The sequence below is a fragment of the Candidatus Methanoperedens sp. BLZ2 genome (genome assembly GCF_002487355.1).
In the GTDB taxonomy this organism is placed as follows: Archaea; Halobacteriota; Methanosarcinia; order Methanosarcinales; family Methanoperedenaceae; genus Methanoperedens.
Map to the genome: position 1 here is coordinate 1 of NZ_NTMG01000076.1, position 11,479 is coordinate 11,479.

At 41.5% G+C, this 11,479-nt stretch carries 14 protein-coding genes; 4 read left to right on the forward strand and 10 right to left on the reverse strand.

The annotated features are described in order from the left end of the window. Positions 1-48 precede the first annotated feature (48 nt). Complete coding sequence (locus CL181_RS16075) at positions 49-1,263, reverse strand: DUF2254 family protein (RefSeq protein ID WP_097300342.1); 1,215 nt, start codon at positions 1,261-1,263, stop codon at positions 49-51. Between the two features lie 88 nt (positions 1,264-1,351). On the opposite strand from CL181_RS16075, the gene CL181_RS16080 reads away from it, so the two are divergent. Beyond that, a complete protein-coding gene (locus tag CL181_RS16080) occupies positions 1,352-1,642 on the forward strand; it encodes a nucleotidyltransferase family protein (protein ID WP_097300343.1) in 291 nt (96 codons plus the stop codon). A 26-nt stretch (positions 1,643-1,668) separates the two neighbouring features. Beyond that, positions 1,669-1,914, forward strand: coding sequence for a DUF86 domain-containing protein (locus CL181_RS16085; RefSeq protein WP_097300344.1), 246 nt, complete (start codon positions 1,669-1,671; stop codon positions 1,912-1,914). A 122-nt stretch (positions 1,915-2,036) separates the two neighbouring features. Here the strand turns inward: CL181_RS16085 and alaS are convergent, their stop codons facing one another. From alaS to CL181_RS16110, 4 genes are all read right to left on the reverse strand, one after another. Next, positions 2,037-4,778: an alanine--tRNA ligase gene (gene alaS / locus CL181_RS16090; protein ID WP_097300345.1), complete on the reverse strand. Its 2,742-nt coding sequence runs from the start codon at positions 4,776-4,778 to the stop codon at positions 2,037-2,039. Between the two features lie 89 nt (positions 4,779-4,867). Continuing rightward, on the reverse strand, positions 4,868-6,310 hold the full coding sequence (locus CL181_RS16095) for a DHH family phosphoesterase (protein WP_255251611.1): 1,443 nt from the start codon (positions 6,308-6,310) through the stop codon (positions 4,868-4,870). Positions 6,311-6,831: 521 nt separating this feature from the next. Then, the gene (locus CL181_RS16105; protein WP_097300348.1) at positions 6,832-7,578 is read right to left on the reverse strand and encodes a geranylgeranylglyceryl/heptaprenylglyceryl phosphate synthase; all 747 of its coding nucleotides are present in this window, start codon (positions 7,576-7,578) and stop codon (positions 6,832-6,834) included. A gap of 4 nt (positions 7,579-7,582) precedes the next feature. After that, positions 7,583-7,732 (reverse strand): 50S ribosomal protein L40e, encoded by a 150-nt coding sequence (locus tag CL181_RS16110; protein ID WP_097300349.1) that lies wholly within the window; start codon positions 7,730-7,732, stop codon positions 7,583-7,585. A gap of 202 nt (positions 7,733-7,934) precedes the next feature. Here CL181_RS16110 and CL181_RS16115 point away from each other — a divergent pair, with 202 nt between their 5' ends. Continuing rightward, entirely contained in the window at positions 7,935-8,177 is a 243-nt protein-coding gene (locus CL181_RS16115; RefSeq protein WP_097300350.1) for a hypothetical protein, read from the forward strand. A gap of 11 nt (positions 8,178-8,188) precedes the next feature. Here CL181_RS16115 and CL181_RS16120 read toward each other — a convergent pair whose 3' ends face one another. The 5 genes from CL181_RS16120 to CL181_RS16140 all read right to left on the reverse strand — a co-directional run bounded on the left by CL181_RS16120 (position 8,189) and on the right by CL181_RS16140 (position 10,396). After that, the gene (locus CL181_RS16120; protein WP_097300351.1) at positions 8,189-8,575 is read right to left on the reverse strand and encodes a DUF2111 domain-containing protein; all 387 of its coding nucleotides are present in this window, start codon (positions 8,573-8,575) and stop codon (positions 8,189-8,191) included. 58 nt (positions 8,576-8,633) lie between these two features. Continuing rightward, on the reverse strand, positions 8,634-9,242 hold the full coding sequence (locus tag CL181_RS16125; RefSeq protein WP_097300352.1) for a TIGR00296 family protein: 609 nt from the start codon (positions 9,240-9,242) through the stop codon (positions 8,634-8,636). A 22-nt stretch (positions 9,243-9,264) separates the two neighbouring features. Next, positions 9,265-9,606, reverse strand: coding sequence for a DUF190 domain-containing protein (locus CL181_RS16130; RefSeq protein ID WP_097300353.1), 342 nt, complete (start codon positions 9,604-9,606; stop codon positions 9,265-9,267). Between the two features lie 185 nt (positions 9,607-9,791). Then, entirely contained in the window at positions 9,792-10,079 is a 288-nt protein-coding gene (locus tag CL181_RS16135) for a hypothetical protein (RefSeq protein ID WP_097300354.1), read from the reverse strand. Then, positions 10,067-10,396: a hypothetical protein gene (locus tag CL181_RS16140; RefSeq protein ID WP_097300355.1), complete on the reverse strand. Its 330-nt coding sequence runs from the start codon at positions 10,394-10,396 to the stop codon at positions 10,067-10,069. The genes CL181_RS16135 and CL181_RS16140 overlap by 13 nt, the downstream gene beginning before the upstream one ends. Positions 10,397-10,614: 218 nt before the next feature. Between CL181_RS16140 and CL181_RS16145 the strand changes: the two genes are divergently transcribed. Beyond that, a complete protein-coding gene (locus tag CL181_RS16145) occupies positions 10,615-11,079 on the forward strand; it encodes a type II toxin-antitoxin system death-on-curing family toxin (protein ID WP_141398949.1) in 465 nt (154 codons plus the stop codon). Positions 11,080-11,479: the final 400 nt, after the last annotated feature.

Below are 11,479 nucleotides of genomic sequence, written 5' to 3' on the forward strand. Positions count from 1 at the left end.
CTTAGAAAAATTGGACTTTGCTGTACATATTACTTAAAACAGGCGGAGTTACGGATTAAGTGATCCTGCAGCTTTGAACATTACAAATTCATTTTTGGTAGGGCTTTTTCCAATCTTTTCTAAAGAAAATATTGCAGATAGTACAGCATTTTTAAGTTTATGTTCTAAAGCAGCTTTTCCAATAATTTCTAATGAAAATAATGCGAGAAGTTTGAATTCTGTTTCCCTTGCAATTTCTCCAATTGAACCGAGCTTCTCAGCTACCTCTTGCGTTGAATCTTTGAGTTCTTTTTTTGCAGCAGTTTCTCCAATCTCTCTTAGAAAGTCTATTGAATCCCAAGTAGCACTTTCAAATATTTGCTCCGCTGCAATTTCCCCAATCATTCCTAATGAAAATATTGCTTTGCATGCTGTTTTTTCGAGTTTTTGTTCCACCATGAAGATACTAACATTGTAAAGAGTGGTTATTACCTCAGAAACAGATTCTTCATCTTTTCGGCTTGCAGCTAGTTTTCCAATTCTCGTTAGGTGAGAAAAGATGAAATGGGAGATTTTTTCCAATTCATTTTCATTGAAAGTCTCTTTTCTTATTATATCAATAGTCTGCTTTCCAATTGCTCTTAATCCATCTCTCACTGTCTCATAATCATATTTCATTAATGAACCACGTACTATGTCAATAATTGGCTGAACTGGGTCTTTATCATTTGGTTTTTCTTGTCTTTCAGGAATAGAATCTAAAATTTTTTCCTTCGTTATCCCTTCCGCCAGCATGTTTATCACAGTCGATGGCTTCAGCATCTCAAACATCTTCCATATATACGGCCCCAGCGCCACAAACGCAAAAACCCCAAGACAATACGAAAACACAATATGCTCCTCAAGATTCGACTGCCTTCCCACCAGCGGATTCTCAATCATCTTCAGCACACCCAGCCCATAAAAAATAGCAATCCCATAAATCCCCATCAGTATCCACAAATCCGGCGCCTTCCTGAATACCTCTATCACCCTCGCCGAATACGATTGCGCCGCAAGCTGCACCGCCACGAGGCTCAAAGTAACAACAAGCGCCATGATTGCAGCCTCGCTCTGAATCAAGGCGCTGAGCATGTACCTGGCGCTGTCAACGTCGGTGTGCAGAACGTTATCAGAGAGGACAAAACTAAAGGCCAAATATCCAATGATGAAAGGAATTAAGTAGAACGCTATGCCATACAACCAGTTTTTTAATATCAGCTTGTAAGACTCATTTATCTTCATGTCACCGAATTAGAACAGTCTCAAAGATTTATAAAACTATTGAAAAGATTGATGTGCTATATGGTCAATATTAAGATAGAAACTAATTATGGATGTTCTTGCTATCGTTAAGAAAAATAAGACTTTCCTGAAAGAAAGGTTCGGAGTCAAAAAAATTGGAGTTTTCGGCTCAATGGTGAGGGGAGAGGCTAATGAGGAAAGTGATGTTGATGTTCTGGTGGAGTTTGAGAACACCAAAAAAAGCTTTGACAACTTTATGGAACTGAGCTTCTTCCTTGAAGACCTTTTTGCAAAAAAGGTTGATTTAATTACCACCAGTGGGTTGGACAAGTATGTTCGCCCCTATGTGGAGAGGGAGGTTGTCTGGTGTGAAAAGTGATGAAGTTTTTATAAAACATATTCTCGATGATTTTGAAAAGGGCTTTTCCAAGGAGCATAGAGATTATCGGCGAGGCAGCCAAAAACATTTCCGATCCTTTAAAGGAAAAATACCCTGATATTGAATGGAAGAAAATTGCAGGCATGAGAGATAAATTGATCCATGCATATTTCGGAATTAGCTGGGATATAGTCTGGGATGTTATAAAAAATAAGCTTCCAGAGATAGAAATAAGCTTTAAAACCCTAAATGAAAAAGAATTTGATCAATAAAATTGCCAGTTTTCCAATGCCCTCGCAGAATACGACCCGCAGGATGCACTAAATAAATCTCAAAATAACAACAAGCACCAATCTCCCTTAGGGAGTTATTGGTGTTTGTTATATTGCACCACTTACTTCACCTTCTCCCTCACCATCTCCACGCCCTTCTCCAGCGCCTCCTCTATCCTCGCAACATCCGTGCCTCCGCCCTGCGCTATTCCCGGCTTGCCTCCGCCGCCGCCGCCCAGGAACTTTGACATCTCGCGCACAATTGCGCCTGAGTTCACACCCATCTTCTGGGCGCGCGCCCCTGCCCCCATCACGATCTTAACACCGCTTTTATCACTTGCAAGGATCGCCACAACATCGTCGTTCTTGCTGAACTCCGTGGCAGCCTTGATAAGTTCCTCAACGTCAGCATGCGGTATCTTCTTTGCAAGCACTTTCAGGCCATTGATATCAACAGCATCGCTCATCATCGCCTTCACTCTTACTTGCGCAAGTTCATCTTTTAAGCGTTCGTTCTCCTTCTTGAATTCCTTCCATTCATCAAAGAACCGGTTCACAGTATCAGGAAGCTGGTCAGGAGAAACACGAAGCGCTTCTGAGGCTTTATTTAAAAGCTCATCCCTTTCCTGCATGCGTTTAACCGCAGCTTCACCTGCTGAGAACTCAATTCGCTCAACGCCATCCTGTATTCTCTCGGTCTTAATGAGCTTGATCGGGCCAATCAATCCGGTATTTGAAACATGCGTTCCGCCGCAGGCTTCCACATCATTACCCACGCGAAGGATGCGGATATCCTTCCCCGGTGGAACACCGCCCTGGTAAAGCACAAATCCGTAACGCTGTTCAGCCTCGATCCTGTCCATCCAGTCGATAAATACTGGCTGGTTCTTCATCACGGCTTTATTAGCAAGAAGTTCTATCTCTTTGAACTCCTCATCAGTAATACGTTTAAAATGCGTCAGGTCAAGCCTTGCCCTGTCCGTGGACTTCTGCGCGCCCGTCTGCCAGATATGTTTACCTAACACGGATTTAGCAGCTTCGTTCACTATATGCGTGGCAGTGTGATGTCTCATATGCGCCATCCGCCGCTCCCAATCGATCATGCCTTTTACAGTATCGCCTTTCTTGAACCCGAAATCAGAATCGGTCTCATGGACTATAACTCCATTTAGATTCTGGACATCCGTTACGTTGGCGACATAATCATTGACAGAAAGCGTCCCGTGATCAGCGGGCTGGCCCCCGCCTTCTGGGTAGAACACAGTCCTGTCAAGGATCACATTGTTTTCAATAACATCAAGAACCGTTGCCTCAAATTCCATTTGTTCGGGATATTCATAATATAGCTTTTGTGTTGGCGGTAAATCAAGCGCAAGCGTCTCTTCTTCCTCTGTTTGTGCCTTGCTGTGCGATTGCGCGACAAGTGAATAGAACGTATCAGGGAGTTCCACTACGACACCCGCTTCTTTTGCGACTTCACGGGTTATCTCAGGCGGGATACCGTGCGTATCGTATAACTGTATAATTTCACCAAGTGGAATTGCCTGGTTTTTCTCTTTGAAATGAGTTGCGGTCTTCTTTACAAGTTTCGTTCCGCGCTCAATGGTATCAGCGTACTTTTCCCCTTCAAGCGCAACAATTTCCCTTATCGTATCAAGCCGCTCCCTGAATTCCGGGTATTCGGGGAAATTCCGTATTTGCATTTCGATGATTTCAATCAGGGGTTCCCTGATATCCAGTTCTTTCATAAGCCGGAGCGTCCGGCGAAGCACAAGTCTTGTGAGATAACCAGCTTTCACATTCGATGGGATTATACCGTCGCCCAGCATGAATGCAAGGCATCTTGAATGGTCGGTGATAGAATAAACTGTCTCGACCGGAACCATGATCCTCTGGAGTTTTTCAACCGTCGTGCCGATGCTGTCTGCCACTTTCTTCCTGAGCTGGAGCAGGTTTGCCTGTCCGCTGATATCCATTACACCGGCTAATCTTGCATTTTGCGAGAAGATCTCTGCATATTCAGGATTTTCAATAGAATGCTCAATACCTGCAAGATCCATGAGTTCATTCACAATTTTAGGGAACACGGCATCGTATATCGTGGGCGAGCCTTTTGATGCCCACACGAACCTCTCAAGACCATAACCTGTATCAACAATATAGTTGTCCATCTTTTCGTAGGTTTCACCTTTTATATTTATTGAACCGCCTTTTGTCTGCTTCAGATCCATAAAGACAAGGGTTGCTAGTTCAAGGCCGCCAACCAGCACTTCAACGCTGGGGCCTGCATTTCCCCCGCCTGCCCATGGCGCTTCCTTATATGTCACTGCATTCAGGTCAAGGCCAAGACTGGCAAGCAGAGAATCACACAGCTCAACAGTCCTGTCCTTCCAGTATATTTCCTGCCCTCGTTTGTTAAAGCAGTGATGCGCCATCATCTCAAAAGTTGTAAGATGGCGACCGCTTCTGCCTACTGCGTCAAGGTCATCAAGGCGTATGCATGGCTGCGATATAGTGAGAGGATTAGCAGGCGGCGGGACAAGGCCGGATGTAACGAAGGGCTGGAAATCCGCAATGGAAGCAATTGTAAGATAAATATCATCACGCCAGCGTGCGATAACAGGATAACGTTTAACGCGGGTATGCCCCTCTTTCTCGAAAAATGAAAGATATGCCTCCCTCATAGAGGATATATCGTATTCTTTCTTGAAAACGGGTTTTCCTATAAATGAATATGAAACGCAGGGCGGGTCTCCGCAGAATTCGGTTTCAGAATCCCTCGTCCAGAAATTCTTGCCGCATTTGGGGCACTGTTTTCGCACAAATCCGTTCTCTTTGAAATAATCAAGCTGGTACTCGTCCATAATATCTGGGGGTAGTTATTGTTAAGGGAATAGATAACTATTCTGGAAAAATATCCTACTAAATTATTCTAATAAATGACCCTGGAAAATCAATTTGTTTCTTTCTTCATCCCTATAACAGTCAGGAATCGTTTCACTACGGCCTCTTCAGCCAGTTTCAGAAGGGTCTGCTTATCTTTCGTACCGCTAAATACCCCGAGAGGGATCTGTGCGCCTGCAAGGCTGGCATGCCCTCCGGCCTTATCAGCACCGAATGCATCAGTCAGGATCTTTCCGATATTTATCCTGTCATCCCTGGATCTTCCGGAAATATATATCGTATCTTCACTAAGACCAAAAACCAGGGTTGTGGTTATTCCTTCAAGAGTCAGCATGTAATCCGCGGCCTGGGCGAGAGTATCCCTATCGCGTATAGTCCCGACATTTGATATAAGGTAACTGCCTTTTATCTGCCTGTTCTTGATAGCTTCACCAAGAATATCTATCGACTCAGTAGATTTTGAGGGCGCCTCTATGCGGTTCAGTATATCATGGTTTGCAAGGGGAAATAGATATGCTGCGGCTGTCATGTCGGCAGGGTCGGTATTTCTCCTGAAGTCATTTGTGTCCACTTTTATTCCGTATAATAGAGCTGTTGCAAGCTCGGTCTTTATCGGTATCTCAAGTTCCTGGAGATATTTTGTCATTATGGTAGCAGTCGCGCCTATGTTGGGCCTTATGTCTATATATTCTGCTTCCACTTCTTCCAGATTAGCCTGGTGGTGATCAATCACAATGCTGACCTTCGTTCCGGGGGGAAGTAAATTATTTACACCTGGTACCGATGATTCAATGAGTGCTATTTTTTTATAATCTGATGCTTTGAAGTCTTTTGACTGGTCCATCTCTATATCAAGGAGGTTTACAAAAGCTTTGTTTTCATGATGCCCTATTATCCCCCTATAAAGGATTTCCGCTTTAACCCCTACGCTGTTCGCGATTTCCTTCAGGCCCATGGCGCTTGAGATGGCATCCGGGTCGGGATTGTCATGGACTATGATCGCAAGTTTTCCTTCACCCACAGTACTTATTAATTTCTTTAGATCCTGGGCAAGTTTTACGGATTTCATTTTTTCTATATACTGGACAATGGCTGATGCTATCGCTTTTATTGGCAGGTTCGAAGGAAGGACCACAAGGTCAGCGCCAGCAGCTTCCATTTCTTCCTTCTCCTGGTAAGTATTGACTCTTGTAACTATCTGGACATCGGGGGCTTTTTTCCGGATAAAATTCAAAGCTTTCTTATTTGCTTCGATGTCAGAACTCATTATAAAAACAGATTCGATATTCTGGATATCCAGACTTGAGAGAATCTCATTATCACCGATATTTCCCTGCACAGCATTGAGGTTTTGCTCTTTTAATGTCTCGACCTTTGCAGCATCATTATCCACAAGGATGATATTCTTAGTCCTGGTCTCAAGCTCTTTTGCAAGAGCAAGACCAATACCTCCGCTACCAAGAACCGCATATATTGCTTTGATGGGTTTCAATTCACTTGAGTTCTCCTCGATATGAAAGCCTCCTATCTTACGCTCTATATTAAGTAGCTTGTATTAAAATGCATTGTCATTTTGATCAAACGAACGATTTTTGCCCCGGAAATGACTTACCATCGGAATGACGAATGCAGACACCCTTTTCCGTGATGCACCGGGAACATACTAAACTTCCGCATAACATGCACGTATGCAGCTTTCCCGGTCGCCCGCATATACTACAAACTCCAGTTACTTCCATATACTCCCTCCAGACAAATATTAAAAATTAAATATTAAAAATTAAGATGCTTGATATGGAACATAATATTCCTCTATCATCCATGATTCAAGCGCTACCGGTTGTTTCTTTCCCATATTTTTCATCAATGCAGGGCGTTTTTGTTGGATTTCTGATATTTTGTTATTCATTTATACCAATGTCATCCCAGATGACAGTCTCCATGGGATTTGAGTCCTTATAAGAATTTAAAGTTATCGATTCTGTTGTGTATCTTGAGTATCATAATGTGTTATTACGACTTTACTGCTTTCACAAGTTCTTCTATCTTACTTCTGACATCATCGACCTGTTCGACGATCGTGCCTGTAACTATCATGTCGGCTCCTGCTTCTACCCTCTCTTTTGCTGTATTCCCATCACGTATTCCGCCGCCAACGATTACTTTTGTGGATTTTCCAACCACTTTTTTTACAGCCCGGATCATTTCAACAGGCACGGGTTTATCGGCGCCTGAGCCTGCTTCAAGATATATGTAATGCATCCCCAGGTATTTTGCCGCAAGAGAATAAGCCACAGCCAGCTTCGGCTTGTTCCTCGGAATAAGGCGGGCATCTCCCACCCATCCGGCAGCACCTCCCGGTTCTATTACAATATATGCCATAGAGATCGGTTCGATATTATGTTTATAAACGATCGGCGCACCAATTGCCTGGTTCGTTGTGATGTAATTGACATCTCTTGAATTAAGAAGGCTCATAAAAAAAACCGCATCAGCTCCTGGTGCAAGTCCTGCGGCATTTCCCGGAAAAAGAATGACCGGAAGATCACAGGCAGACTTTATAGCCTGCACTGTCTGTTCAACAGTACTTCCGGTAGCCCCGGTAGAACCGCCGACCATAACTGCATCTGTGCCGCCAAGATACGCTTCTTTTGCGATTTTTCCGGCCATTTCAGGCGATTGTGAGTCAGGATCTATTAGGGTAAGGTGAACAGCACCTTCTTTTTCAACTATCTGGTTGAGACGCTCCTCAACTGACATCAAGTTATGTTCCCTTAAGTTCCTTTGATTTCATTCTAAGATTCTTATATCCGCATTTTCTGCATCGTGTTGCACGAACTGAATTTCTTGCATTACATTTCATGCAGATTTTCATGTGTAATAGTACTTTTTCCGCTTCTGGAAATCTTGCCATAGTTCACCTCTGGTGGACTGCTTACTTGAATGTTAAGACATTTAATACTTTGGTATAAAAATTCCTTAACTCGATTTCAGGTTATAATAAAAAGATACTGTCAATTATAATACTTTTAATTATCATTATGCTCATCCATATGGAAAAATATATATAACATATCATGTATACCTATATTGATAATTTATGCGCGAGGGGATTTATGAAAAAAGAAAATCTGCAATATACCTTACAAATATTAGCCAGTCTCTTTGAGAACACGGCTGAAAAGTCGCATATAGAGGAATTCAAGATAAAATACAAAGGAGTCCGCTGGCATGGCGGGGTCAAAAATAGCCTGTTGGATTATGCCAAGACTAAACTGGCAATGCAAATATGGATAGAGAACTTAATTAATTTTATGAAGGATAAGGGAATAATACTTACAGCTCAAAGAATCTGGTAGCATTTTATTTTTTAATGCTTCTTGCTTTCTTCAACCTGCCGCACAATCTGCGGGTAATTCCCGAATACCGAAGCAAGGTCGATCGTACAAATCACATCCACAATACCCAGAGCTGCTATGGGTTTACCGTCTTTGTCCTGGATAGGGGTGACAACAACAGGTATTCCTTTATATTCACCACTCGTTGGTATGGTATGGATCACCCGATTTTTTTGTATTGCTTCTTCAAGCACAGGTCCTGTATAGTCTTTATCAATTAAGTTTCCCTTTTCAAGTCTGACGCCTTTTTTATTTTTACTTCGCATAGTAACAGGAAGTGAAAAAAGTTCATGTACCATTTTCGCAAACGGAAGTATCTCATCACTCGAAGAATTCTCGGATATACGCAATTCAGACATTTTGTTATTCTCCTTTGCTATTAAATTCAATTTTGCGGCTAACACTCCATATTAGTAATCATTCGCCGCACTTAATATCCTTTTCCTTTATCTCTTTGCCAGGTTCTATTTCCTCGAATATCTGTCCTTCAAAGGAATAAACTTGCGCTCCTTCAAGCCATGCATCGGGCATGAGTCCCGCTTTCATGCATGTCTGGGAAAGAAATTCAGTACAATCAAATCCATGTTCCACTGCGACCTGCGGAAGAAGAAGCCCCGAACTCCTTCCGCTTGAAATAATAAGACCATCCCGCCCGATAACTACTTTATCAGGGATGTCTCCGGGTTTTGCATTAATAGGTTTCGGAACAGTAAGTACGGTGACTTCAATAACAATTTCGTCAAGTTCTTTTAGCTCTACGGGATGAAACCGCGGATCTTCCCGTGCAGCATTAATGGCTGACAGGATTATAGCTTCCCCAAGAGGAAGGACAGGATAAGGTCTTCCAATACAGCCCCGAAGCTCTGTTGAGGCAATTTTCTTATTCAATGTTACAAAAACACCGCGCTTTTCCTTGAAAATATCCGGAAGGTTTTCTGGTTTGATCTTTTTTCCGTTAGTGAGGCATTCTTTTATTGCTGTTCTTGCCAAACGTACTGCTATTTCTCCCTCTGATTTTGTAAGCATGGTTAAAGATTATCCTGTAAGATTATATGTTTTTTGAAATCGCTTCATAGTCATGCCCTGCCAAAATGTCAACATCCTGTATCGTCATCAACTTATCCTTTGCCATTTTCCTGACATGGGGAATAACCGGCTCCAGGCGCTCCTGTGTATCCACTACCTCAATAATTACCGGAAGATCTTCACTCAGTCGCATAATGCTTGCCGTATGAAGGATACTGTGAACCCCATACCCTTCAAAACCCCGAAATACAGTAGCTCCTGCAATTCCCCTGCTTCTTAAGTATTCAACAATCGCATGATACGCAGGTCTTCCTTCATACCGTCCTGATTCCCCTATGTAAATCCTGAGTAATTTTGCTTTCATTAAACAATATCTATATATTGTTCATCAGTTAAGTATTTTGGATAGAATAACACCGCCCCCTGTTCAAAATCATCATTTTTCTTATCAAGGAACAAGTCTGCTTCTGACTATGGTTAAAACCGCCCATCTCAATATTTCGCTGTCCACCTGCGATCGCATGAGTCCGGCTTTGACTCTCATTTTTGCTATCTTAGCGGAATTATTTTTAAGTTCGATATATTCCTAAAATCCTTGATATTGTCTGTAAACACTTCAACATCGAGATCTATTGCATTTTGTGCGATTATAGCATCATTTATCCGGGTATTGGAGTAGTAGCTGAGTTCTAAAGCTTTTAATATGGTGCTTTGAGTTTTATGAGTTTGTATCAATTCTTTTATTTTTGCTTTTGCAACAGCATATTCAGGATATTCTTTGATATTTGCAAATATGAAAATGTTTGAATCAACTAATATTTTTTTTATGTTGTCCAAAGCTCTTCCTCAAGCGCATTTAGATTTAATTCTTTAATTCTCACGATATCAACATGGGCCGGAGAGTCAAGAAGTTCGACCAAAGAATCTTTTTCCACTTTTTTCTCTTTTTTTACTTTTTCGAGTACAATTTCATTATCTTTGATGATAATATTAAAGCGATCTCTGGGTCTAATATTGAGCAAATCAACTAATGTTCTTGGAAAATGGATATTATATGTGTCATCTACAATTAGTTCTTCCATAATGTTCACAGCATCTTTTTTTTGAAATGCAATTATATCTATGATTTCTTTATATATAGCTTGATAGGTCAATTAAAAGATGTTATTATATTTTGGCAATTATAATTAGATTCTATTCACTGCTATCCGCCAGCATCCTCCCCACAACCGCCTCCATCAGCTTCTCGCTGTCCGCCTGCGAGCGCAGAAAGTAGGCTTCAAGCTCATCGCGGGGGGAAATGAGCTGGTCTGGCGACGATGCGGATAAATATTATAACCATGGATCGCTTTATGCAGGCTGGTAGAAAACATTGAGTCATATCACTCTTCTTACGTTGGAAATATTACTGGATATCAATGAGCAAATAAAAATCCGTGCCTCAAAAGACCCCCGGATAGAATATTCTGGAAGTGAAGATTATCCCATTAAGATGCATGAAATAAGAAAACTAATCGAATATGCCCCGAAGAACCGAGATATCCTTGAAGTAGCTGCGTATTATTTAAAAAATATAATACTTCTGCAGGCTTTCCCTGATGCAAACCATAGAACCGCATTAACCGCAATAGAAATGTTTCTGGAAGATAATGGTCTAAATTTAGATTATACGTCTGTGGAAGCTTTTGATTTTAGAAAAGAACTCTATAACTGTAGATTAATGGTCTATAAAACATATGAAGAAATGTCCATAAGAGTCTTAAAAGAGGATGATAACCAGGCAGAAAATATTGTATTTACTTTATGCCTGAAGTTCGTCAAGGCACATGTCAAATAGATTAACTTAACTCTATTAAAACTTCATATCTACGGTCAAGAATACGATTTATTGCTTTTAACTCGAACTCTCTATCGATATTCTTGTTTTTTAATACAACCTGTTCATTATTCTTCTTTTGATGCGGTTTCATTATTATCCTTGCAGGTCAAGTATAAAGATTCATATTATTTAAATCCTTTTCCCGTTACTCCGGATAAACGCAAGATGAACGCAGATATAATTCCCCCTTGCGGCACAAATATATAACAAAAAGCTTCCATGCTTTGCGTTTTTTGCGGTGAAAAGAGTAAATCAAATCAACCACGGAGAACACAGAGAGCACAGAGTTTCGTTCTCTGTGTCCTGTCGAGTAGAGCCCATAGCCCACCTTTTATCGAGGTAATAGCCCCAAAGTTAC

Coding starts and splice junctions, on each gene's coding strand:
- CL181_RS16115 (WP_097300350.1), top strand. CDS start 7,935: ATGAAAAAAGAAAATCTGCAATATACCTTACAAATATTAGCCAGTCTC.
- CL181_RS16105 (WP_097300348.1), bottom strand. CDS start 7,578: ATGTCAGTTGAGGAGCGTCTCAACCAGATAGTTGAAAAAGAAGGTGCT.
- CL181_RS16080 (WP_097300343.1), top strand. CDS start 1,352: ATGGATGTTCTTGCTATCGTTAAGAAAAATAAGACTTTCCTGAAAGAA.
- CL181_RS16130 (WP_097300353.1), bottom strand. CDS start 9,606: ATGAAAGCAAAATTACTCAGGATTTACATAGGGGAATCAGGACGGTAT.
- CL181_RS16110 (WP_097300349.1), bottom strand. CDS start 7,732: ATGGCAAGATTTCCAGAAGCGGAAAAAGTACTATTACACATGAAAATC.
- CL181_RS16125 (WP_097300352.1), bottom strand. CDS start 9,242: ATGCTTACAAAATCAGAGGGAGAAATAGCAGTACGTTTGGCAAGAACA.
- CL181_RS16085 (WP_097300344.1), top strand. CDS start 1,669: ATGATTTTGAAAAGGGCTTTTCCAAGGAGCATAGAGATTATCGGCGAG.
- alaS (WP_097300345.1), bottom strand. CDS start 4,778: ATGGACGAGTACCAGCTTGATTATTTCAAAGAGAACGGATTTGTGCGA.
- CL181_RS16075 (WP_097300342.1), bottom strand. CDS start 1,263: ATGAAGATAAATGAGTCTTACAAGCTGATATTAAAAAACTGGTTGTAT.
- CL181_RS16120 (WP_097300351.1), bottom strand. CDS start 8,575: ATGTCTGAATTGCGTATATCCGAGAATTCTTCGAGTGATGAGATACTT.